This is a genomic window from Alicyclobacillus tolerans (assembly GCF_048984885.1).
Classification (GTDB): domain Bacteria; phylum Bacillota; class Bacilli; order Alicyclobacillales; family Alicyclobacillaceae; genus Alicyclobacillus_I; species Alicyclobacillus_I tolerans.
Map to the genome: position 1 here is coordinate 318,920 of NZ_JBMGNK010000002.1, position 21,833 is coordinate 340,752.

Genomic DNA, 21,833 nt, shown 5'->3' on the forward strand with positions numbered 1-21,833 from the left:
GAAAATCAATGAAGCTACATATTTCTATATTTGAGATGCCTGATGGTATGATTTTGGCCACTTGCGCAGAGATTCCTATGTGTCGAGTGTTACGTCAGAATAAAGGGCACGCTATTACCGATTGTAAACGGTTGATTCAGCAATTTTTGCGTGAACGTGAGGCGGAAGGCAGACCTTTTGTGCCGGAAATGCGTGAGATTGAAATTTCCTGATAAAAGCGGGCTCGCCTTTCCGGGCATTCGCCCCGACCCTCCGTAGTACTTCGACATACAGTAAAGCATCCCAAGGAAAAGGAGATGCTACTGATATGTATGGAGTATTCGGAGGTTATACTCGTTGGGCTGTTGTGTTTTTGATTATCTTTGTTCTTTTCTTCCTGTTTGTTCCTGCTGCAGCGGGTGCGGCTGCTTATTAAAAAAGTTTAAATCGTCGAATTTGTCTTATGATTCAACAATGGGGCTTCGGTAATTCATATTGAGACGGATGTAGCCTCGCTGAGATTGAGATTGACGACATGAAAAAGTCTCCATTTCCACAATTTAAAGTGGAATTGGAGGCTTTTTCAAATTTTAAGCTTGTGGCCGTTTCTGGTTATCGTCAATATTTCGTGTTAGAGTGTAAATTAGAAGCGTATGGGCGGGTGGTGCAAATGAATCGAAGTCAAGAAGTACTCCAACAGCTTAAAGACGCAGGATATAAATTTACAGGTAAAAGACAGATGGTCATTGACTATTTTGTCAATCATGAAGACAAATTTCTTACCGCGAAAGACGTATATGAAAATGTACGAGAGACGTATCCAAACGTGAGCTACGACACTATCTATCGAACGCTGACTTTACTTCGGGAACTTGGTGTGCTGGAGGAGATGGAGTTTAGCGAAGACGCGATGCGTTATCGGTTGACCTGTGATAAACACCATCACCATCACCTGGTTTGTTTGGAATGTGGAAGTATCACACCTCTCGAAGATTGCCCAATGAGTTGGCTCCCTGAGCTTCCCAATGGATTTCGGGTAGTGAACCATCGATTTGAAGTGTATGGCATATGCGCAGCCTGCCAAGCCAAGAAGAGTGAATAAATTGCAGCTTTTGTGGCCTCTGGTCCAGTTGAATGGACAGAGGCTTTTTAGTGTCGTTTGCAAATTCCTTGCCTTATAGGAATAGGTGTTTTCGTTAATTCGTAACCATTCCTATTTACAAATCGAAATGGTCTTGATATACTCCAATTCGGAATGATTTCAATTACGATTTAGGGGTATCCTAGTAAGATAAGGAGAGACATGGAGATGAAAATTCAAAGCATAGTGAAAAGCAAGCGGCATGGGTTCTTTATATCATCCGTGCTGTTGGGTAGCGTTCTGGTGCTGAGCGGTTGTGGTACGCAGTCACCCTCGACATCGAGTTCTTCTGCTCATGGCTCAGCAACCAGTCCAACTCAACAAACTATTACAGCAGTTGGAGCAGAAAATGAGTATGCCAACGTTATCTCTGAGATTGGTGGCCGTTATGTCTCTGTTACGGCCATCATGAGTAATCCCAATACCGATCCGCATACGTTTGAAGCCAGTCCACAAGTGGCTGCTGAAATTGCGAACGCGCAATTGATTGTACAGAACGGACTGGGATACGACAGTTTTATGAATAAATTAGAATCAGCTTCTCCAAACGCCAACCGCAAAGTGATAGAGGTGCAAAATTTGCTGGGTTTGCCGAATCAAACGCCAAACCCCCATCTTTGGTATAATCCGTCCACCATGCCGCGCGTAGCCGCAGCTATTGCTGCTGATTTAGAACAGCTGATGCCTGCGCACAAGAAATACTTTGAAGATAATGTGAAAAAATTTGACGCTTCATTGCAACCTTGGTATAACGCAATAAAGCAACTTAAAATAAAATACGCCGGATCGCCCGTAGCTGTGACAGAGCCTGTTGCTGACTATATGTTGCAGGCCGCAGGAATGGACATCCGTACCCCCTGGTCCCTGCAGGCTGCCATCATGAATGGTACGGATCCAGCGCCGCAAGATGTTCAGACAGAACAAAACCTGTTGAAATATCACCAAGTGAAAGTGTTTCTCTACAATCAACAGGTGGTCGATCCGCTCACTCAATCATTATTAACTCTTGCTGAGCAGCATCATGTGCCAGTTGTTGGTGTCTATGAAACGATGCCGCCAGGGTACTCATATGCGTCCTGGATGCTGAAGGAAGTCAAAGATTTGCAAAAAGCGCTTGTCTATCATCAATCTACACAAACTCTGTCTTGATGAGGAGGATACCTATGTATCTCCGTTCGGTAGCGAATACTGCACCAGATCCAGTTTTGACGGTCAAGCAGGTGAGTGTACGGTTTGGTTCTCGCAGGGTACTGGATAACATCTCCCTGGAACTTCAGGCAGGAGATTTTGTTGGACTGATTGGTCCAAACGGAGCCGGGAAAACCACTTTGCTCAAAGTGATTCTTGGACTTCAGCCACCTGATGCCGGCAAGGTTGAAATGGAGGGCAAGGTCATTCATCGTGGCAATTCAAGAGTGGGATATGTGCCGCAGAAAATTTCACTCGATCCCGATACCCCCATGTCGGCGCGAGATTTGGTGGCTCTTGGTCTTGATGGACACCGCTGGGGCATACCGCTGCCCAGTCGCAAACGGTGGGCTGCTGTGGACGAAGCACTCGCAGCGGTTGATGCTTTGCGTTATGCAAACGCACCTGTTGGAAAGTTATCTGGCGGTGAACAACAGCGTCTGCTGATTGCCCAAGCCCTGTTGACTCAACCCAAATTATTGTTGCTAGACGAGCCGCTCTCCAATCTGGATATTCGCAGCGCTCATGAAGTTGTTCGATTGGTTTCGCGAATTTCCAGAGAACAGAATTTGGCTATCCTGTTAGTAGCTCACGATATGAATCCGTTGCTAGGAGCGATGGATAAAATTGTATATTTGGCAGAGGGCAGAGCGGCTATGGGTTCCGTGGATGAGGTTGTTCAAAGTCATGTGCTCAGTCAACTGTATGGATATGATGTTGAAGTTATTCGTGTTCAAGGCAGAATTTTAGTGGTTGGGGGAGAAGCCCCATTGCCAGTTAATCAATCAATTTCAGTATGGGACGAGGCGCTTACTCATGTTGAATAGCCTCTGGCATACCCTGTTTGCACCTGGTTTCTTTTCCAGTTCGGCTGTTTGGCGGGCACTTTCTATGAGTGCTGCAGTTGCAGTTGTTTCAGGTATGGTAGGTGTTTTTGCAGTCGTTCGCGGTCAATCGTTCGCCGGTCATGCGCTAGGAGATTTTGGAACAACAGGTGCTTCAGGTGCTTTTCTGGCAGGGCTGAATGCCGTTTGGGGTTTTCTGGGTGTTGGTTTGATTGCCGGTGCCATCATGGATACTCTGGGAAAACGTGCTAAAGAACGTGATATTGCAACAGGTGTCGTTCTTTCATTGATTTTGGGGATTGGCGCGCTTTTTCTCTATTTTGATACTACCTATCGAAATACAACCGGTGCACCCATGACCATTCTTTTCGGTTCCGTATTCTTGGTCGATCCGTCGCTTTTGCCTTTTGTACTTTGCTTTGATGGATTAGCAGTGTTGCTATTATTTATCATTTATCGCCCCTTGCTTTTTAGTTCATTGAATGTGGATTTGGCACGTGCAAAAGGTGTGCCGGCGCGTCTCATCAGTATTCTCTTCATGTCAGCTTTAGCCATGGCTGTCGAACAATCTGCCATTGTAGTTGGAGCTTTGCTCAGCACGGCGTTACTCATTGGCCCAGCAGCTATAGCCATTCGCTTTACCCATCGTCCTGGAAAAGCAATGCTGGTTGCCAGTATGATAGGTATTTTTTCAAGTTGGATGGGAATTTTGTTGGCTTATGACAGCTATAATTGGCCGCCTGTCAACCGAGGTTGGCCGGTCAGCTTTTTTATTGCCAGTATTATTCTCTTGCTTTATATCCTTTCTCATCTGCGTTTGCGTATGGGAACACGTCGCGGGAAGAAAGTCCTACAAGAGGGGTGAAGGTTATGTGGTCCGTGTGGCATTTTCTTTTCGCTCCGGGTGTTTTTCGCGATCCGTTTATGCTTAGCACTTGGGAAGGGGCAAGTATAGTAGCGGTATTGGCAGGGATGATTGGTTTTTTTGTCATTCTGCGCGGTACGGCTTTTGCATCGCACGCATTGCCGAAAGGAGGATTTGCGGGAGCTGCCGCCGCTGCCCTGCTTGGAATCAATACGCTTTGGGGATTGACGGTATTTAGTGTATCTGGTGCTTTAGCTATAGGTTGGTTGGGACGGCGTGGACGCCATGATGTGGTCATTGCCTTAATACTCGTTTTTTTGCTTGGCTCAGGGGCCTTGTTTTTAAATCTTAGTGATATGTACGCTCCAGAAATCTATTCTCTCCTATTTGGTGAGATACTGGGTATCACTCCGGCTGAAGTACGCGATACAGCTATCATTGGATTGGTGTCCATCATTATCCTTCTCTTGGTTTATCGTCCCTTGCTCTATGTATCTGTATTACCAGAGTCTGCTCAAGCACGTGGTTTATCTGTTCGTAGGATGGAGATGGTTTTTCTTTTTCTCGTAGGGTTGACCTCAGCGGTCACGGTTCCTATTGTGGGGGCTTTATTGACTTTTTCTCTCATGGTGGCTCCAGCTGCAGCAGCTAGCTATTTGGCGAAGCGGCCAGGCATGGCCATGATTTTATCGGTCGTCATTTCATTGGCATCCGTATGGTTATCGATTTTGTTATCCTTTGATACAGGCTGGCCAGTAGGTTTTTTTGTGGCCTCACTTTCTGCTTTTGCCTATTTTCTGGCTCGATTTGCTACAGCTCGCCGCCGGGCCATCTTTCCCAAAGCACACCGTCAGCCTGCTGAGATGTGAAGGGATGTGGATATAAAACAGCAGATGACTTGCATCTATAGAAAACACAGCGTCCGGAACCATCAGCAAAGAGAGTGCCGGGCGCTGTGTGGATAGTTGCCCATGCTTTTTCTTCCGACACTCTCATTGTATGTTCTTTTCAGATCGGATGTGAATGATTAGTTACGGATAAAAGATGGATCTTCAAAAGGTGTGGCAATCCAGCCTGACTCTTCTACAAAAAGGCGCACAGCGACAACTTTCTTTTCCTCAGTCAATGTAAAGAAGTGGGGATTGCCTTCAGGCACAGAGATAACGTCACCCGCCTTTAGAAACACATCAAAATAACCGACCTCCCCTTTTCCTTTGATAATAAAAACTCCACTGCCGGAGACAATGGCTCGCACCTCATCTTCTGCGTGAGTATGGACTTGTTCAAACTTTTGTAAGAGGGAAGGTAAATCTGGTGTGCTTTCGGAGAGTGAGATAACATCCCACCAACGATATCCGCGCGTGTTTGCCAGATGCTGAATATCTTCTGCGAAAGTCTCTAGTATAGCGGCTTTATCGCCATCGTCCAATTGAAATTGGTTTCGTAATTCTGCGGGAAGTTTTTCTGTGTTCCAGTGTGTATAGAAAACACCGTTGCTTTCAAGAAACGATTGTACTTCTCGTTCTTTCTGAATGGTTTCACCTGAGTTTCTGACATGTATGGTTGCCATAATGGGGTATTGGCCTCCTTAGGAATCTTGGGAATCTAAGTTTTCGCTTTATGATAAAGGTGTGTTTGGCGAATGTCCAGAAGAAGTGAACCCTTACTTTGAATTTATCAGATTCTATTGACAACAGTAAAAAATGAGGTAAAATGCTCTCAACTGAAAGAAAGCGTTTTCTGATGGATGGATTGTTTTTGCAAGATGTGTGGTTTCGAAACCATATTCACAACAGGAGATGTCCTATTTGCGATGTGAACTCGAAACCATGAAATTAATGGTAATTATTTTTGTGAACAAGTATGAAGGGGGATTTGTATGAAAAAAAAATTACGTTGGTTGAGTGTTGGATCTGCGTCGTTAGGTCTTCTCGGCTTGGTAACAGGTTGTGGATCGGCATCAAATGGTTCTGGCGGACAGGGTGGAGGAAATGCTCACTCGCCCATTCAATTGACAGTTATGAGCTGGAATGTGGCTGCCAATACGTTGCAGGAAGATGCCAAGTTGTATGAACAATCCCATCCCAATGTGCAAATTCACGTGATAGTCGAAGACAGTCCTACCAACACCTATACTAAATTGAACACGGAATTAGCCTCTGGTTCTGGTGTGCCGGATATTATGAGTATCGAGTCTAGTATGGCGCCAAGTTTTCTGAACAAGTTTCCACAGTCTTTTTTAAACATTACCAATCAGATTAAGAATATTGAAGGCGATTTTCCAGAAGCCAAATGGGCGGCTCTTACCTATAACGGACAAATATACGGAATTCCCTGGGATATTGGGCCGAGTATGGTTTTTTACCGTCGCGATTTGTTTAAAGAAGCAGGTATTCATGTGAAAGATATAAAGACTTGGAACGACTATATCCAAGCAGGCTTGAAACTCAAGCAACACTTTGGAGACAAAGTTAAGTTGACCGCTTGGGGAAGCGGATCGACCGGGCTTTTTAAAATGATGATGAATGAACAGGGCAAATTTATTTTTAACAAGCAAGGACAAATTACTGTCAACGACGCTGCCGGTGTCAGAGCATTAACCACGATGAAAAAAATGTACCAGGATGGTCTCTTGGATGTGGTACCTTACGCGAATGCTTGGAACGATACCATACAGTTATTTGTCAACAACCAGATAGCTACAGCACCAGCCGCCATTTGGTATGTGGGCACAATTGAGCAGTCGGCTCCCAATCAGGCTGGTAAATGGGGAGTTTTCCCCACTCCGGCGTTTAGTGCCAATGGGAATCACGCAGCCAATCTTGGTGGATCGAATTTGCTCATTTCCAAAAACACTCCTCATCCCAGAACCGCACTCTCGTTTGCTGAATTTTGTATGACGAATCGACAGGCTCTGAATGTTTCGATGAAATATGGAATTTTCCCGTCTTATGAGCCCTATTATCAAAATAATCCACTGATCTCTCAGTCGCTGTCATTCTTTGGTGGACAAAAAGTTTTCCAAATGGCTGCTAACGAAGTCCCCAATATTTCTCCTGCTTACCATACGGCAAATTTTGAAGCAGCCCACAGTATTCTACTGAACGTTTTCCAACAGGCTGTGCTACAAAATGAACCAGCGGCGCAAGCGTTGAATAACGCCGCGCAACAGATAGCCAACCAGACGGGGGCGAAAATAGCTTCTGGCTCTTGATGAGTTGAGAAATCTTTTTATCATCAACAGGCGCGATGCCAAGCGTTGTTTGCAGTCCATGAGCTTTCAACGCTTGGTCAGCGTCTTCAAGAAGGCAATCTAAAGGAGAGGATGATATGGCGATTGATACCTCACATTCCACAAGACTCCGTATGGAAAAGGAGTTTAAGCAGAAGCGTTGGTTGGCGGCCCCCTATCTGTTTCTTCTACCGTTTCTCATAGTGTTTACCATTTTTTTAGTGGGTCCCATTCTCTATGCCGCATGGGTCAGTCTTTCCAGTTGGCAGGGTGGCGCATTGGTTTTCCGCGGTTTATTCCAGTATCAGAAGCTTTTTTCCGATACAGAGTTCTGGCACGCTTTGTTGAACGTCGTTGTGATTCTTGTCATTCAAGTACCTGTTATGCTGATTTTGGCTGCTATTTTTGCCTCGCTTTTAAATTCCCGGAGGCTTAAATTCCGAGCCTTTTTTCAGCTTGGTTTTTTTGTTCCCATTCTCATTGACATGGTAGCTTACTCACTCATTTTTTCTTTTTTGCTCGAAAAGCATGGCATTATCAATCATATTTTAGGAATCTTTGGTGTGGCGCCCATCGATTGGCTCCTTCATCCAGTTGCTGCTAAAGTAGCCATCATGATAGCCCTCACTTGGCATTGGACAGGGTACAATGTTGTCATTTTGCTGGGCGGCATGCAGAGTATACCGCATGAAGTGTATGAGGCCTCGCGTGTAGACGGAGCTGGCTCAATTCGTCAATGGTGGTCCATCACCATTCCCATGCTTTTACCCATTCTCGTATTTGAATCTGTTCTCTCCACCATTGGAACACTGCAATTGTTTGTAGAACCGTTTATTTTGACTTCTGGCGGCCCAGATAATGCTACCATGACGCCTGTTCTGTACCTCTACCAAGTTGCTTTTCAACAATTTCATTTTGGATATGCGTCCGCAGTGGCGTTTGTTTTAGCGATTTTGATTGGTATTTTGTCACTCCTTCAATTTCGCGTCGCAAGAGGAGGGGATGCTTGGTGATTCGGCGAATGTTTGCGGATTTATTTTTGCATGCAGTCGTAATCCTCGGATTTATTGCTTCTGTCTATCCTATCTATTGGATGTTTATCTCATCTACACATTCAACGGAGCAAATCCTTAGCGGAGATCACAATCTATGGATAGGTTCAGCGCTGGCGGCGAATTTTCAGGCACTTATCCACAACACCGATGTCAATATCTTTCAAGCGATTGGCAACAGTCTCTTTATTGCGGTTTTCTCTACAGCCATTGCTGTGGTTCTCTCTGCAATGGCCGGTTATGCGTTTGCCATCTACCGATTTCGAGCCTCTCGAACATTGTTTATTGTCATTATGATTTCCTTGATGATCCCGTCGCAAGTAACGCTTGTGCCGCTCTTCATTTTGATGAGCCATTTGCATCTCATCAATACTTGGTGGGCTATCATTCTTCCGGCGTTGGTCAATGTATTCGGCGTATTTCTAATGCGCCAGGCATTTGCAGGTTTCCCGGGCGAGTTATTAGATGCTGCACGTATAGATGGACTGAGTGAAGGCCGTATTTTCTGGCAAATCGTTATGCCACTGATGAGACCCACCCTTTCTGCTTTAGCCATTATCGCCTTTTTAGCATCCTGGACAAATCTGCTTTGGCCCCTGGTTGTCCTGAATACTTCATCTGCTTACACCATTCCTGTGGCACTGAGTACGCTAGAAAACTCAATGACCATTCCTAATTATGGCGAGGTTATGCTAGCTGCCAGTCTGGCCACTGTACCTATGCTTGTCTTGTTTTTGTTTTTACGACGCAATTTTGTATCTGGAATTATGGCTGGTTTCAATCGATAAGAACTTTGTGCGCCCAGGTGCGGCGCCAAGGAATATATGGAGGAATGCACATCATGTTGTACAGTTCACTTCGTCCGCGCCTAGGTAAAAGAAGCGTTTACGCGCTCCAAGACGACTGGAAATTTACAGAAATCACGTCCAATCATCCACATTCGTATAGATCTGATCCATCAGAAGCTCGTCAACAAATAGACGTTTATTCACGAACTTTAGATGCAAAACATTGGCAAACCGTCCGTCTTCCTCATTCCCCCAACTTAGTGCCTAGCAATGGAATTCCTGAAAATGACACTCGCGGAGTATATCTGTATCAAAAATGTTTCAGGTTTACTGCGCAACTTGACCAGCGTGTTTTTCTCGTTTTTGAGGGAGCTATGACGGTGGCTGATGTTCAAGTCAACCAGACGTATATAGGCCGGCATTTAGGCGGCTATACAGCTTTCTCGTGGGACATTACAGACGCACTTTCTCCTTCCGGTATGCAGGAGATTCTCGTCCGTCTCGACAGTCGACCGCAACCAGATATCCCTCCAGAAGGTGGACTTATCGATTACCGCATCTTTGGAGGACTTTATCGCAATGTTTATTTGTTGGTGACTTCTGACGATCACGTTGAACATCTTCAATGGACAACGCTTGGTTGGCAGAATGGGAACGCTCTTGTTGAGGTAGAAGCGAAAATTCATCTATCGCCAGTTTCCCGATTAACAAATGAGCGATTACAGTTGGAGTTAAACATTAGCAATCAGGATGGAAGTCTTCTGCAACAGGAAATTCACCCCGTTGCCGTCAACGGATCGGACGAAGCAAACGAAATCGTATCGATGAAATGGGAAATAATCGTTCAACATGCGCAACCTTGGTCGCCCCATCAACCGCATCTTTACAACGTTGGCTTTCGGCTTTTGAATAGAGCAGGAAGTGTGCTTGATGATGGTGAGATGCGCGTTGGTTTTCGTACCCTTGCCTTAGAAAACGGGCAGTTGCTATTGAATGGTCAACCGATAAAACTGATTGGTTTTAACCGCCATCAGTCGTTTCCTTACATAGGTTATGCTGCTCCGAAGCGCTTGCAGCGTCAAGACGTGTGGATTTTGAAGCACGAACTCGGCGCCAACTACGTTCGCACTTCCCATTATCCACAGGATCCCGCATTTTTTGACGCTTGTGACGAATTGGGACTGCTTGTTTTCACAGAGATCCCCGGTTGGCAACATGTAGGAGATGAACATTGGCAGGCTATAGCCAAACAGCATTTAGTTGAGATGATTGAACGCCATCGTCACCATCCCTGCATTTTCATGTGGGGAGTACGCATTAATGAATCTGCAGATAGTGACGAATTTTATACAGAAACAAATAAAATAGCGCGAGCACTTGACCCAAGTCGATGGACGGGCGGTGTTCGAAATTTCCGTAAAAGCCATTTTATAGAAGATATCTTTACGTTTAATGATTTTTCCATGGGGGTATTGCCAAGTGTTCAAAAACCGCAATTGATCACAGAGTATCTCGGACATATGTACCCGACCAAACTCATGGATAATGAAACGCGGTTGATTCAGCATGCCCTTCATCATGCCAAAATTTTAAACGAAGTGTACCAGCGTGAAGATCTTGTTGGAGCTTCTGCTTGGTGCGCTTTTGATTATCCGACGTCGCCATTTTTCGGAGGGGGACAGCAAATCTGCCATCATGGTGTGATGGATCAATTTCGTTTCCCCAAGTTTGCCGCAGCAGTTTATCGAAGTCAAAAGCCTCCTGAAGAAGAAATTGTTCTGGAGCCAGCTACTTATCTCACCTTTGAATCGGCTGATCATTCGCAGTTAATCCAAGCTCTGGATACCTTCGATGACATGGAAACAGTACTTCAATCTGCAGCTTATACCGCCAAAATTTATGTATTCAGCAACTGTAATTCTTTAGAGGTTGAGTTTAATGGTCAGACGATGGGAAGGTTGATGCCGCAAGAGAAGGAATTTCCTTCTTTACAGCATCCACCTTTTGTCATTCCCTTGCAAGCCTATCGACTGTATGGAACCTTGCGGCTTCGTGGCTATCTTGACCAAAAAGTCGTAGTCGAGCGCACTCTGTACACACCTTTACCCGCCAGTCGGTTACGATTGCATGCGGATCATACGGTTCTCCATGCAGATGGCGTGGATATGACGCGAATTTGGGTAGAAGCTGTGGATAAGAATGGGATGCGGTCTCCTTATCTACAAAGGGTAGTCTCTTTTTCCTTGGAGGCTGTGGATGGCCACCCAGCGCAAGGTAGTTCAGAAGGAGGACAACTCTTGGGCGATAATCCAGGTGTGCTTGAGGCAGGGCGTGCAGCGCTCTATTTTCGTGCAGGTTGTTATCCAGGGCGCTTCCGAGTGCATGTTCAATCACCCGGTCTGCAGGGGGATTCGCTCGACTTATCCACTGAATCGCAACCCTTTCTACCGCGCCTGTAGATAGGGGGTGAATGGGGAAGACAACAAAAGTTATCCACAGCTTTTTGGGGATAAACCCGCAAAAGTTGTGGATAACCCTGTGAACAAGCTGGGGGTAAAATTGAAAAACGCCAGATAAACAGCAATTTTAGAGTGCTGAAGCAGCTGTGGACAATGCTTTCTCGACAGGCTTTTCAAGAGCTTCCCGAGCCTCAAGAATTCGATCTTGTAGACGTTGCTTTTCCTCAAGTACTCTATCATCTGACCACTGTAATCGTTTGGCCATGAAATCCACAACAGAATGTTGATAACTGAGAACCAAGTTCATATTGAAATAGAGGCTACCTGTGCGGCGGATAAAAAAGTCTTCCGCACGGCAGACCATTTCTTCTTCCAATCCGTATTGTAGTGCCGCATAAATGTCTTTGGGGATTGCAAGACCAGCATCTAACGGCTCATTGCGCAGCCAGTTGAAAACCCGTTCGACATTTTTCCCATAGCGTTCTACTAATTGGCGGGCTTCTTGGCTACTTAACCCCAACAGCTCGCCTTCTCTCGTCATCGTATGGACAAAGTCGTCCCATTCGCTGGATTGATGAAATTCACCACCTGAGAGGCGCAAATGTTCGGTTTGGCAGCCAGGATATGTTTGTCCAGTTACTTGGCCAATTCGCTGAACCACAATATCTACGACTTTTTCAGCCATTTTTCGATAACCGGTCAATTTACCGCCAGCAATCGTAATTAGTCCGCTTGATGATTGAAAAATCTCATCTTTACGGGAAATTTCAGACGGATTTTTTCCGTCTTCATGAATTAATGGTCGGATGCCAGCCCAACTGGATTCCACATCTTCAGGCAACAGACGCACAGAAGGAAACATAGTATTGACCGCTTCCAACAAATAATCGCGATCGGCCAGAGTCATTCTGGGATACATTACATCGCCCGTATAGTTGGTGTCGGTGGTGCCAATATAGGTTTTGCCCGATCTCGGTATAGCAAAGATCATTCGTCCGTCTGGAACGTCAAAATAGACGGGGTTGGAAAGAGGGAAGCGGCTTGCATCAACAACAATGTGGACACCCTTAGTCCAGTGCAGGGTTTTGCCCTGCTTGGAATGATCCCAATCACGAATTTCGTCAACCCAAGGCCCTGTGGCGTTGATGATGACACGAGCACGGATGTCGAAGGAGTGATGAGGTTGAAGTTCGTCCTGGACGTGTATGCCCAACAGTTGCCCGTTCTCTTTGATGAGTTGCAGAGCTTTACAGTAGTTGATGGCAACACCGCCCAGCTGTACGGCTTTTTTTAAAACTTCAAGCGTCAAGCGAGCGTCATCCGTTCGATATTCAACATAATAACCAGCACCCTTGAGACCGTCGGGATTAAGCAAGGGTTCTTTGGCCAATGCTTCCTCTCGGCTTAACATCTGCCGGCGCTCCGTACGCTTGACACCTGCCAGGTAGTCATAAAGTCGAATTCCAAAAGAGGCTGCTAGCTTGCCATAGGTGCCTCCTTCCATAAGGGGAAGCAACATCCACTCTGGACGCGTCACATGCGGAGCATTCTCGTAAACAACGGCCCGTTCCCTACCGACTTCAGCTACCAGACCGATTTCCAGTTGTTTGAGATAACGCAATCCACCATGAATCAGTTTGGTGGAGCGATTGGATGTTCCGGCAGCGAAATCTTGCATTTCAATCAGTGCTGCTTTCAGTCCTCTGCTGACGGCGTCAAGGAGAATGCCTGCCCCGGTAATGCCGCCACCGATAATAAGAACGTCCCATTCATTCGCCTGCATTTGATGCAGTAGTTGGGGGCGGAGTTCTGTTTCCCAAATAGCCATGAATATCCCTCTCTTTCTGGGCATTTTTGTTATCTATGAAAAAGCAAAAACACGCCTAACCCTGCGCATCGTAACGCAGTGTGGCGTGTCTCCGAATCTCCATTCGCCCTATCAACTTATAATTAAATTATAACGCAAGGAATTTAAGGCAACAAGTGTACTTCTTCTGTCCACAAATCTTGGTTGCTGTGTCATACTACAAATGGAGTCGACCGTTTGTTTGTGAAAACAAGCTTGAAAACGGGATACCAAGAGCCTCCGCCAGTAAGAGGAGTTGGCTCAAGCACAGAGAGGATGGTTCACATGCCGTTGCACCCAGCCTTCGAAAAAATGTTGCAGCAAATGAAAGAACTTGGCGCTCCGCCCATTTCTTCACTGACTCCTGAGCAATTTCGCAAGAACAGTGCGCAGTCGTTTGCATTGCTGCGTAAACCAGGCTTGCCTGTAGCACATGTAGAGGACAGAATTATAGCTGTTTATGGCAATCGTCAAACACCGATTCGCATTTACACTCCAGAAGGAGAAGGGCCTTTTCCGGCACTCATTTATATTCATGGTGGTGGCTGGGTTTTTGGTGAGCTTGATCAATTTGATAATCTTTGTCGCATGTTTACGCATACTGCAGGTTGTGTCACTATTTCTGTGGATTATGGTCTCGCTCCTGAGTACAAATTTCCTCATCCAGTAGAAGAATGTTACGCGGTGAGTCAATGGGTATTTGAACATGCTGATGAGTTTAAGATACGTAAGGATAAAATTGCTATTGGCGGGGATAGCGCAGGAGGTAATTTGTCTGCAGTTGTTTGTCAAGTTGCGCGCGATCGCGGGGGTTCTATGCCCAGTCTGCAGCTCCTTCTCTATCCATCCGTAGATTTACTTGGTGAAACCGAGTCCAAACGACTCAATAGTACTGGATATCTGCTCGATATCGATTCCATGATGTATTTCCGCAAACAATATCTGAATTCTATGGAGGATGCTTCTCATCCCATGGCTTCGCCTCTCTTGGCTGAAGATCTGCGCCATCTGCCACCAGCGATTGTCATTACAGCAGAGTACGATCCTCTTCGCGATGAAGGAGAGGCTTATGCGTCTGCTTTAGAAAAAGCAGGTGTGCCTGCTAAAGTGAAGCGTTTTGAAGGAATGATTCACGGCTTTTTGACACTCGATCATCTGGTTCCTGAAGTCCGTGCGCAAATGCAAGAAGTAGCAGAAATGCTCAAAACAGAATTTACAGATTAATTTTTCGCAAGTCCCTTAATGGGGCGTTGATGATGGGTCCAGCCAGAGTTTTTTATTGGAAGTCGTGACGGCCAAAGCACCGTGCTCAAGCGCTGTGACGACTTCCGCCTGGCTGCGGATAAAACCTCCGGCTAATACAGGTCGACCCGTGCGTTGCCTCACTTCCTCTAATAAATGGGGCACAATTCCGGGAAGAACTTCGATATAATCGGGTTGAGAGTTGGCCAGGATGCGATAAGAAGTCTCCAAGGAGTGCGAGTCAATCAGAAAAATACGCTGAATGGCCGTGACGTTGTGTTTTCTGGCAATCAAAACGGTCTGGGCATGTGTGCTAATGAGGCCGTCAGGTCGGATATTTTGGCAAAGAAACTGTGCGGCTGCTTCATCATGCTTGAGGCCTTGAACGAGATCGGCATGAAGCCAAAGTTGTTTTGCGTGTTTGTGAGCAAGGGTAACCAATGATTGTAACTGTGATAAGTGCACGTTCATTAAAATAATGACCGGGCAGGGATGGACGAGCAATTGTTCGTAATCCTTGATACTGCGCGCGGCGAGAATGACTTTTGGCATCATCAAGTGTATTCACATCCCTTTTTAGACAAGTCACTGTTATTATCCCGAATTTTTTCGAAAAGTCTATCGGATTTATGTATGAATTTTCGTACAATATAGAGGGGTATATTTTTTCGAGAGCGGATGGGCAGACATCAGGGAGGAATGAGTTTGGCATTCGTAGTAGCAACGTACCGTGTTGAAGCGGCACGGGATAGTTTAGAAAAAATAGCAGAAGGTATAGCCATTGGACTTACTGTAGGTAGTTGGACAGATTTGCCGGCTACCCAACAAGCGGAAGTGGCGAGTCGTTGTGGAAGCGTTGAAGAAATTCGTGTTTTGGAGGAAACATCTCAAGGGACTTTGGCGGAAATCAAGATTGGTTATCCGGAAGAAAATCTGACGGACAGCTTGGCATCATTGTTGGTTACTGTATTTGGAAAATTGTCGATGGATGGGAATGTGCGCCTGCAAGCGCTTGAAATTCCTGACAGTTATCGTCGGCGTTTTCCTGGACCTCAATTTGGTGCGGCAGGTATACGTCAATTGATTGGAGTCGAGCGGCGTCCGCTCATCATGAGTATTTTCAAGTCGTGTAATGGCCAGTCGTTATCAGAATTGGCCCATGCGTTTCGGGAACAGGCTTTGGGATGCGTAGATTACGTGAAAGATGATGAAATTTTCTTTGATGAATCGCTGGCGCCTTCTATAGAACGTGTGCGACGTTACGGGGAAATCGCCAGAGAAGTAGCGGAGATGACTGGACAGCGTACGCGCTATGCGGTTAACTTGACGGGGACATTACCAGAGCTATTCGAGAAGGCAGAACGTCTTGTAGAGGCCGGAGCGGATGCGCTTTTGCTCAATGTATTTGCTTATGGACTAGACGTGTTGGCTGCTCTTGCGCGTAATCCGAATATCAAGATTCCCATTTTTGCTCATCCTGCCGTTTCAGGTGCAATCTACAGTTCTCCTCGCACAGGTATTGCGGCTCCCGTTTTGCTTGGCGACTTGTTGCGCCTGGCAGGAGCAGATGTGGTTTTGTATCCTTCTGCCTATGGCAGTGTCACACTGGATGCTGAGACCTGTCGTACTCTGGTAGAGCGTTTGCGCCAACCTTCTGACATTCATCGTTCCGTGTTGCCTGGTCCAGCCGCTGGTCTGCATCCTGGCATGGTGGCACAACTGTATCGTGATTTGCAAAATGAGTGCATCATGGCTGCTGGCGGGGGAATACAAGGGCACCCAGATGGCATTGCAGCAGGAGGGCGGGCATTTCGTCAGGCTATTGACGCTATGGAAGCGGGCGAACAACTGGAAGATGCAGCATTGCGTCACAGAGAATTGGCACGAGCGTTGCAACGATGGGGAGTGAAGGCATGATTTCTGAGATCTCGATTCTTTGCGATTTTGACGGTACACTTTCTCTGCGTGATATGGTGGCCACTATCGCGTTGGAGTTTGCCCCGCATACATCGCGTCCTTTGATAGAGGCTGTGCAAGCGAGAGAGATCTCTGTTCGGGAAGGTGTCAGCGAGATGTTTCGCAACATCCCGGCTTCCAAATATTCCGAAGTGGTTAAATTCTCCAGAGAGAGAACAGTCTTGCGTCCTGGTGCGTTTGCCATGGTGGATTACGCCATGCAGCAAGGTTGGAATTTCTCTGTTGTAAGCGGCGGGTTTGACTTTTTTGTACGTCCGGCGCTTTTGCCCGTGGCTTCTTTTATTCGCATTTATTGCAATCGATTGCGCGAGAAAAAAGGCATGCTAGAAGTCGTCTGGCCTTATGGTTGCGATGAATCGTGTGATGGTGGTTGTGGATTATGCAAGGTCTCATTACTGCGCCAGCATCAAAAAGAAGGCCGGAAAATCCTGTTGATTGGTGATGGCGTGACAGATGTGAAAGCGGCAAGACTGGCGGACTACGTTTTTGCCCGAAGTGTTCTGGCGGAGATTTTGAGAGAAGAAGGTGTGCCTTTTACCCCTTATGAGACGTTTCACGATATCATTCGTGCGTTAAGTGACAATGCTTCGGAGGTACATCAATATGTATCCATTCAATCAAGCTGTTAAATCTCTTTTGGAGATCGCTCACCGTTGCGCTCAAAAAGGTTGGCTCCCGGCAACCAGTGGCAATTTATCAGTCCGTTTGAACGGTCACCCGCTTTCTATGGCTATTACTCGTAGCGGATGTGACAAGGCGTGTTTAAAAACTGAGGATATTATTGTTGTGGATGAGAGAATGCAAGTTATGTCCGGTTATGCTGGCAAACCGTCTGCAGAAACGTCTGTACACGTTGGGCTCTATGAAAAATTCCCGGATATTGCTTGTATTCTGCATGTCCATACTATTTTTAATAATTTGCTGAGTGAAAGGTATTTCTCAATTTCCGAAGGTACAGGACATATTCCTTTCGCCCAGCATGAGCTCTTGAAGGCGCTTGGCCATTGGGAGGAAAAAGCCTCCATCAACATTCCTATCGTTCCAAATTATGCAAATCTTGAGCGGTTGGGACAAGCAGTCACAGAAGCTGCGTATCGCGATGTACCTGGGGTACTGGTGCACCGCCACGGAATATATGCTTATGGAGAATCTCCCGAGGCGGCGCTTCGTCATTTAGAAGCATTTGAGTTTTTGTTTGAATATCATTGGCGCCTCAATCAAGCAGCATCGTCATAAGAGCCAGATTTAAACGAGTTGAATTCGATAGGTACGCAACCAATCATCCACTTCCATGAGATAGTGAAACATTTGTGGAATAGCCATAATCTGACCAAACCAGGGTCGATGTGGCATAGCCTGACGGCTTGCGGATACCCATTCGTCAACTGCCGTCATGGATAGCAGTGGGCGAAGAGGTGAGTCAGGTTCTGCTATACGTTCCAGAAAACGTGATCGAACCAATTCCACATAATCCGGGTGGGGAGTAGATGGATATGGGCTTTTTTTGCGGTGCAAAGCATCTTCTGGCAGATAGCCTTCCATGGCCTTACGCAGAATGCCTTTCACTTCGTCACCAGCCGTTTTTAGTTTCCAAGGAATGTTAAACACATACTCGACCAGACGGTGATCGCAGAAAGGTACGCGGACTTCAAGTCCACAGCCCATACTCATACGATCTTTGCGGTCAAGCAAGGTTGGCAGGAAACGGGTGATGGAGAGATAGGAGATTTCCCGAATCCGCGCCTCTTCAGAACTTTCACCAGGCAAGCGTGGGACTTCCGACAATGCTTCCTCATATCGACGTTGAACGTAAGCTTCGGGATTGAGCCAGGCTCGGGTCTCGTCGTTTAGCATGCCAACCCGGCGTGATAGTTGCAATGCCCAAGGGAATGTGTGGGCTTGCAGACTTTCAGCACGATGAAACCAGGGATAACCGCCAAACACTTCGTCTGCAGATTCGCCTGAAAGGGCTACGGTAAATTGCTCTTTTATTCGCTTGCAAAACAAGAAGAGGGAAGTATCAATGTCGGCCATCCCAGGAACATCGCGAGCTGGCAGAGTTTGATGGAGATTGGCAGCGAGATCGGGCGTATCAAAAACTTCTGGGTGATGGACGGTCCCAAGAAATTGCGATACTTTCAAAGCCCATGGAGCATCAAGACTTTTTTGAAATTCGTTAGCTTGGAAGTGTTTCTCCATCTCTGCAAACTCAATAGAGAAAGTGTGTAAAGGTTCTTTGCCATGCTTCTGAAAATATTGTGCGGCAATCGCTGTAACGACAGAAGAGTCGAGTCCGCCGGAAAGAAAAGTAGCTACAGGCACATCGGAGACGAGCTGCCGTTCTACCGTATCTACCAGTAAATCGTGAACGCGCCTGGCTGTGGTCTCTTCGTCTTCTTCATGCGTCCAACTGTTCAATTTCCAATACGCCTGTATATGCCATTCATTGTTGCGGATACGTGCCACGTGACCGGGACGCAACTCTTGAACGTTCTCAAAAATGCCATGTCCAGGTGTACGCGCTGGGCCGACAGCCAGAATTTCAGCTAGGCCTTCGGCGTCTATACGACGCGGGAATTCAGGGTGGGCCAGAATCGCTTTAAGCTCAGAACCAAACAGGACACCTTGGCCAAGTTGAGCAAAGAACAGCGGTTTGACTCCTAGCCGATCGCGACCTAAAAGCAATTCCTGGGATTGATTATCCCAAACGGCAAAGGCAAAAATGCCATTGAATTTCTCAGTGGCTGCTAATCCCCATTCTGCTATAGCGTGCAGAACCACTTCGGTATCCGAATACGACTCAAACGTATGGCCCTTAGCCAGTAACTCGTCGCGCAGTTCTGCAGTGTTATAGAGTTCGCCATTATAAACCAGCACCATTGTGCGTTCTCCAAAACGGCGTAGCATCGGTTGCGTTCCGCCTGCCGGATCGACCACAATCAGGCGACGGTGCGCCAATCCGCAGTGTGTGCTAAACCAGTCACCTCTGGTATCTGGTCCGCGCGAGGTAAGCGTTTCGCCCATGCCCACGACCCATTCGCGGTGCAACGAAACATCGCGAGTCCAATCTACCCATCCTGCTATTCCACACACATTTGTCCGCCTCCTATTTTGTTGTCTCAACAGTGGACGCTGCTCTATCATTCGTTCATCCACATACGTCTCAGCCTATGCGCCTAGGACAAAAAATGATACTGCATCAAAGTTTGTATCAAGGTGTTTACTCAGTCATCTGTTGTAGTTCGGTCATCCATATTTGCAACCACTCATTCGCCTGAGCTAAACGGCGGGCGCTGCTGCGCTGTTCAATTCGCTGATAGATACGGCCATCAGCGAGTGGTGCAAACAATTCATGACTGGGTCCACCAAGATTGTCGTTGGTGTTGACTTCAAAAAGCCACAGGCTTCCGTCATATCCGAGTCCCCAATCTATGCCTACTTCCTCGAAGCTATAGACGCTATCAAGGAGAGTACAAATTTGTCTGCTGAAAATTCTCAAGTTTTGTAAAATTTTCTGTTCTATCGACGGATTTTCAAAGAGGGATTGCAGAAGTTGTGGGACATCGTGCACTTCGCCCCCGCTTGCAGCAATGTTGGATACGATACTTTCGTGTCCGCCTACTCGTGCAGCCATGGCGGCATACATCCAAGTGCCACTTTTGTGTCTCTGCATCAGTACGCGAATATCAAACATGCGATTATTCCAAGTTACAACAGGAGCAGCCTGCTGTATAATGGATGCCAATGGAAGCCGCTTACGCACTGTCCACCAGGATCCAAACGCTGTGGCACGCCAGACGGTGGGTTGACCTAGGGTGCGGATACAGTAGAGTTGATTGGGAAAATGGTCAACTCGTGTAATAGATTGTCCGCCCCAGGTGTTTACAGGCTTGATGTAAAAAGACTCGTAACGTTGACAAAAGTAAAAAAAATGTTCTTTTGTAAACTGTTTGCTTTCTGGCAGCATGGGAACCATGGGTGGGTGCTGTTTGAGGAGGTTATACATACTCCATTTATCTAAAAATTTTCGTGTTTCATCAAAACGGATATCATCTGTTTGCTCAAGAGGGGTGTCCATACCGATCGCCTCGCCTGCAACAAAATGGTCTGTTGCAGTGTATGCGACATACGAACCGCTAGCGCATCGGTGATTTGAAAAAGAATGAGAAATAGGATGCACTTGAAAATGGGGGGTTAAGCCATGCTGGTCAATGTAACAGAACTTTTAGTTCGACATGCCATGAGTGAAATGGAATGGCGGCGGCGCCTGCCTTGTGATTGCGAGCAGTGCCGTGATGATGTTATGGCTTTAGCGCTTAACCAATTGCCACCACGTTATGTTTCGACCGATCGCGGTGAAGCCTATGTCAAAGCACAGTACATGAATTCACAGTTGCAAATGGATATTGTTCGAGAATTGGCGGTTTCACTTCAACGTGTAGCCAATAATCCTCGCCATACGGGGTCATGAAAATAAATCCAGATAAGGAATGTGTGGAACGTTCTCCCGAAGCCTGGATGCGTCTCGCACTTTCTTTGGCTAAGGAAGCGGCTAGTCTTGGCGAGGTCCCGATTGGCGCCCTACTGGTATATAATGGACAACTGGTTGCTGCTGCGTACAATTTGCGAGAGACTTGGCGGGATCCAACTGCACATGCGGAAATGTTGACTTTGCGTCAAGCTTCCTTGCGACTCGGTGGTTGGAGACTTTCAGCATCTACTCTTTATGTCACTCTGGAGCCTTGTGCGATGTGTGCGGGTGCTATTTTGCAGGCTCGAGTTGGACACGTCTACTATGGTGCACAAGATACAAAAGCTGGCGCATTAGAGTCTGTTTGCCAGTTGTACCAAGTGAAAGGCTGGAACCATTACCCTCAAGTTACAGGTGGCATTCTTGCTGAAGAATGTGGTATATTACTGAAAGACTTCTTTGCACAAGTCCGTTCTCGTCAGAAGACGCGGAGAGATGTCTGAGTGGTCGAAAGAGCTCGCCTCGAAAGCGAGTAGGCCTGCAAGGGTCTCGTGGGTTCGAATCCCACTCTCTCCGCCATAAACTTCAACAAGCAAGAATACGCGCTTTCTCACCAAAGGCTGAACTGGGTCCCGCGCGGCGGAAACTTTCGAACCGTGTCAGGTCCTGACGGAAGCAGCACTAAGAAAGACCTTTCGGGTGACGCGGGGTCACCTGGTTTGGCTTTTGGTGAGAGTGCGCGTTTTGC

General features: G+C 46.7%; 21 protein-coding genes, 1 tRNA gene and 1 other RNA gene. 18 read left to right on the forward strand and 5 right to left on the reverse strand.

Going from position 1 to position 21,833, the window contains the following annotated elements:
- Window positions 1-8: 8 nt before the first annotated feature.
- From ACOJUR_RS01675 to ACOJUR_RS01700, 6 genes are all read left to right on the forward strand, one after another.
- Complete coding sequence (locus tag ACOJUR_RS01675) at window positions 9-212, forward strand: hypothetical protein (protein ID WP_072873686.1); 204 nt, start codon at window positions 9-11, stop codon at window positions 210-212.
- Window positions 213-514: 302 nt separating this feature from the next.
- On the forward strand, window positions 515-1,081 hold the full coding sequence (locus ACOJUR_RS01680; protein ID WP_238413595.1) for a Fur family transcriptional regulator: 567 nt from the start codon (window positions 515-517) through the stop codon (window positions 1,079-1,081).
- 207 nt (window positions 1,082-1,288) lie between these two features.
- Window positions 1,289-2,269, forward strand: a complete 981-nt coding sequence (locus tag ACOJUR_RS01685) for a metal ABC transporter solute-binding protein, Zn/Mn family (protein ID WP_420949097.1) — start codon at window positions 1,289-1,291, stop codon at window positions 2,267-2,269.
- A gap of 14 nt (window positions 2,270-2,283) precedes the next feature.
- On the forward strand, window positions 2,284-3,135 hold the full coding sequence (locus ACOJUR_RS01690) for a metal ABC transporter ATP-binding protein (RefSeq protein ID WP_072873685.1): 852 nt from the start codon (window positions 2,284-2,286) through the stop codon (window positions 3,133-3,135).
- Window positions 3,125-4,018: a metal ABC transporter permease gene (locus tag ACOJUR_RS01695; RefSeq protein WP_072873684.1), complete on the forward strand. Its 894-nt coding sequence runs from the start codon at window positions 3,125-3,127 to the stop codon at window positions 4,016-4,018. The genes ACOJUR_RS01690 and ACOJUR_RS01695 overlap by 11 nt, the downstream gene beginning before the upstream one ends.
- 5 nt (window positions 4,019-4,023) lie before the next feature.
- Entirely contained in the window at window positions 4,024-4,887 is an 864-nt protein-coding gene (locus ACOJUR_RS01700; RefSeq protein ID WP_238413597.1) for a metal ABC transporter permease, read from the forward strand.
- Window positions 4,888-5,045: 158 nt separating this feature from the next.
- Here ACOJUR_RS01700 and ACOJUR_RS01705 read toward each other — a convergent pair whose 3' ends face one another.
- Window positions 5,046-5,588: a cupin domain-containing protein gene (locus ACOJUR_RS01705; RefSeq protein ID WP_420949098.1), complete on the reverse strand. Its 543-nt coding sequence runs from the start codon at window positions 5,586-5,588 to the stop codon at window positions 5,046-5,048.
- Window positions 5,589-5,897: 309 nt separating this feature from the next.
- Here ACOJUR_RS01705 and ACOJUR_RS01710 point away from each other — a divergent pair, with 309 nt between their 5' ends.
- From ACOJUR_RS01710 to ACOJUR_RS01725, 4 genes are all read left to right on the forward strand, one after another.
- A complete protein-coding gene (locus tag ACOJUR_RS01710) occupies window positions 5,898-7,232 on the forward strand; it encodes an ABC transporter substrate-binding protein (RefSeq protein WP_203114921.1) in 1,335 nt (444 codons plus the stop codon).
- A 116-nt stretch (window positions 7,233-7,348) separates the two neighbouring features.
- Window positions 7,349-8,263 carry a carbohydrate ABC transporter permease gene (locus tag ACOJUR_RS01715; RefSeq protein ID WP_238413598.1) on the forward strand — a complete coding sequence of 305 codons (915 nt, stop codon included), beginning with the start codon at window positions 7,349-7,351 and terminating at the stop codon, window positions 8,261-8,263.
- Window positions 8,260-9,090 (forward strand): carbohydrate ABC transporter permease, encoded by an 831-nt coding sequence (locus ACOJUR_RS01720; protein ID WP_207549716.1) that lies wholly within the window; start codon window positions 8,260-8,262, stop codon window positions 9,088-9,090. The genes ACOJUR_RS01715 and ACOJUR_RS01720 overlap by 4 nt, the downstream gene beginning before the upstream one ends.
- 53 nt (window positions 9,091-9,143) lie before the next feature.
- Window positions 9,144-11,549 carry a glycoside hydrolase family 2 TIM barrel-domain containing protein gene (locus ACOJUR_RS01725; protein ID WP_420949099.1) on the forward strand — a complete coding sequence of 802 codons (2,406 nt, stop codon included), beginning with the start codon at window positions 9,144-9,146 and terminating at the stop codon, window positions 11,547-11,549.
- A 127-nt stretch (window positions 11,550-11,676) separates the two neighbouring features.
- Here the strand turns inward: ACOJUR_RS01725 and ACOJUR_RS01730 are convergent, their stop codons facing one another.
- A complete protein-coding gene (locus tag ACOJUR_RS01730; RefSeq protein WP_420949100.1) occupies window positions 11,677-13,377 on the reverse strand; it encodes a glycerol-3-phosphate dehydrogenase/oxidase in 1,701 nt (566 codons plus the stop codon).
- A gap of 303 nt (window positions 13,378-13,680) precedes the next feature.
- Between ACOJUR_RS01730 and ACOJUR_RS01735 the strand changes: the two genes are divergently transcribed.
- Window positions 13,681-14,619, forward strand: a complete 939-nt coding sequence (locus tag ACOJUR_RS01735; RefSeq protein ID WP_306955035.1) for an alpha/beta hydrolase — start codon at window positions 13,681-13,683, stop codon at window positions 14,617-14,619.
- A 15-nt stretch (window positions 14,620-14,634) separates the two neighbouring features.
- Here ACOJUR_RS01735 and ACOJUR_RS01740 read toward each other — a convergent pair whose 3' ends face one another.
- Window positions 14,635-15,192 carry a glycerol-3-phosphate responsive antiterminator gene (locus tag ACOJUR_RS01740; protein WP_072873679.1) on the reverse strand — a complete coding sequence of 186 codons (558 nt, stop codon included), beginning with the start codon at window positions 15,190-15,192 and terminating at the stop codon, window positions 14,635-14,637.
- Window positions 15,193-15,336: 144 nt separating this feature from the next.
- On the opposite strand from ACOJUR_RS01740, the gene ACOJUR_RS01745 reads away from it, so the two are divergent.
- The 3 genes from ACOJUR_RS01745 to mtnB are packed head-to-tail and all read left to right on the forward strand — an operon-like array spanning window position 15,337 to window position 17,850.
- Window positions 15,337-16,554, forward strand: a complete 1,218-nt coding sequence (locus ACOJUR_RS01745) for a 2,3-diketo-5-methylthiopentyl-1-phosphate enolase (protein WP_072873678.1) — start codon at window positions 15,337-15,339, stop codon at window positions 16,552-16,554.
- On the forward strand, window positions 16,551-17,243 hold the full coding sequence (locus tag ACOJUR_RS01750; protein WP_072873677.1) for an MtnX-like HAD-IB family phosphatase: 693 nt from the start codon (window positions 16,551-16,553) through the stop codon (window positions 17,241-17,243). Before ACOJUR_RS01745 ends, ACOJUR_RS01750 begins: the two co-directional genes overlap by 4 nt.
- Window positions 17,218-17,850, forward strand: a complete 633-nt coding sequence (gene mtnB / locus ACOJUR_RS01755; RefSeq protein WP_420949101.1) for a methylthioribulose 1-phosphate dehydratase — start codon at window positions 17,218-17,220, stop codon at window positions 17,848-17,850. The genes ACOJUR_RS01750 and mtnB overlap by 26 nt, the downstream gene beginning before the upstream one ends.
- 9 nt (window positions 17,851-17,859) lie before the next feature.
- Here the strand turns inward: mtnB and asnB are convergent, their stop codons facing one another.
- Both asnB and ACOJUR_RS01765 read right to left on the reverse strand, forming a co-directional pair.
- A complete protein-coding gene (gene asnB, locus ACOJUR_RS01760; protein WP_420949102.1) occupies window positions 17,860-19,707 on the reverse strand; it encodes an asparagine synthase (glutamine-hydrolyzing) in 1,848 nt (615 codons plus the stop codon).
- 127 nt (window positions 19,708-19,834) lie between these two features.
- Window positions 19,835-20,692 carry a YheC/YheD family protein gene (locus ACOJUR_RS01765; RefSeq protein WP_420949103.1) on the reverse strand — a complete coding sequence of 286 codons (858 nt, stop codon included), beginning with the start codon at window positions 20,690-20,692 and terminating at the stop codon, window positions 19,835-19,837.
- 123 nt (window positions 20,693-20,815) lie between these two features.
- Here ACOJUR_RS01765 and ACOJUR_RS01770 point away from each other — a divergent pair, with 123 nt between their 5' ends.
- From ACOJUR_RS01770 to ffs, 4 genes are all read left to right on the forward strand, one after another.
- The gene (locus ACOJUR_RS01770; RefSeq protein ID WP_420949104.1) at window positions 20,816-21,085 is read left to right on the forward strand and encodes a late competence development ComFB family protein; all 270 of its coding nucleotides are present in this window, start codon (window positions 20,816-20,818) and stop codon (window positions 21,083-21,085) included.
- Window positions 21,082-21,588: a tRNA adenosine(34) deaminase TadA gene (gene tadA, locus ACOJUR_RS01775; RefSeq protein WP_420949105.1), complete on the forward strand. Its 507-nt coding sequence runs from the start codon at window positions 21,082-21,084 to the stop codon at window positions 21,586-21,588. The genes ACOJUR_RS01770 and tadA overlap by 4 nt, the downstream gene beginning before the upstream one ends.
- Window positions 21,575-21,664, forward strand: a tRNA-Ser gene (locus ACOJUR_RS01780). Before tadA ends, ACOJUR_RS01780 begins: the two co-directional genes overlap by 14 nt.
- 44 nt (window positions 21,665-21,708) lie before the next feature.
- An RNA gene (ffs, locus tag ACOJUR_RS01785) (signal recognition particle sRNA small type) lies at window positions 21,709-21,808 on the forward strand.
- Window positions 21,809-21,833 lie beyond the last annotated feature (25 nt).

Bases quoted from the DNA above. Each gene is read 5' to 3' on its own strand.
- ACOJUR_RS01675 (WP_072873686.1), top strand. From the start codon at position 9: ATGAAGCTACATATTTCTATATTTGAGATGCCTGATGGTATGATTTTG.
- ACOJUR_RS01680 (WP_238413595.1), top strand. From the start codon at position 515: ATGAAAAAGTCTCCATTTCCACAATTTAAAGTGGAATTGGAGGCTTTT.
- ACOJUR_RS01685 (WP_420949097.1), top strand. From the start codon at position 1,289: ATGAAAATTCAAAGCATAGTGAAAAGCAAGCGGCATGGGTTCTTTATA.
- ACOJUR_RS01690 (WP_072873685.1), top strand. From the start codon at position 2,284: ATGTATCTCCGTTCGGTAGCGAATACTGCACCAGATCCAGTTTTGACG.
- ACOJUR_RS01695 (WP_072873684.1), top strand. From the start codon at position 3,125: ATGTTGAATAGCCTCTGGCATACCCTGTTTGCACCTGGTTTCTTTTCC.
- ACOJUR_RS01700 (WP_238413597.1), top strand. From the start codon at position 4,024: ATGTGGTCCGTGTGGCATTTTCTTTTCGCTCCGGGTGTTTTTCGCGAT.
- ACOJUR_RS01705 (WP_420949098.1), bottom strand. From the start codon at position 5,588: ATGGCAACCATACATGTCAGAAACTCAGGTGAAACCATTCAGAAAGAA.
- ACOJUR_RS01710 (WP_203114921.1), top strand. From the start codon at position 5,898: ATGAAAAAAAAATTACGTTGGTTGAGTGTTGGATCTGCGTCGTTAGGT.
- ACOJUR_RS01715 (WP_238413598.1), top strand. From the start codon at position 7,349: ATGGCGATTGATACCTCACATTCCACAAGACTCCGTATGGAAAAGGAG.
- ACOJUR_RS01725 (WP_420949099.1), top strand. From the start codon at position 9,144: ATGTTGTACAGTTCACTTCGTCCGCGCCTAGGTAAAAGAAGCGTTTAC.
- ACOJUR_RS01730 (WP_420949100.1), bottom strand. From the start codon at position 13,377: ATGGCTATTTGGGAAACAGAACTCCGCCCCCAACTACTGCATCAAATG.
- ACOJUR_RS01735 (WP_306955035.1), top strand. From the start codon at position 13,681: ATGCCGTTGCACCCAGCCTTCGAAAAAATGTTGCAGCAAATGAAAGAA.
- ACOJUR_RS01740 (WP_072873679.1), bottom strand. From the start codon at position 15,192: ATGATGCCAAAAGTCATTCTCGCCGCGCGCAGTATCAAGGATTACGAA.
- ACOJUR_RS01745 (WP_072873678.1), top strand. From the start codon at position 15,337: ATGAGTTTGGCATTCGTAGTAGCAACGTACCGTGTTGAAGCGGCACGG.
- ACOJUR_RS01750 (WP_072873677.1), top strand. From the start codon at position 16,551: ATGATTTCTGAGATCTCGATTCTTTGCGATTTTGACGGTACACTTTCT.
- mtnB (WP_420949101.1), top strand. From the start codon at position 17,218: ATGTATCCATTCAATCAAGCTGTTAAATCTCTTTTGGAGATCGCTCAC.
- ACOJUR_RS01765 (WP_420949103.1), bottom strand. From the start codon at position 20,692: ATGGACACCCCTCTTGAGCAAACAGATGATATCCGTTTTGATGAAACA.
- ACOJUR_RS01770 (WP_420949104.1), top strand. From the start codon at position 20,816: ATGCTGGTCAATGTAACAGAACTTTTAGTTCGACATGCCATGAGTGAA.
- tadA (WP_420949105.1), top strand. From the start codon at position 21,082: ATGAAAATAAATCCAGATAAGGAATGTGTGGAACGTTCTCCCGAAGCC.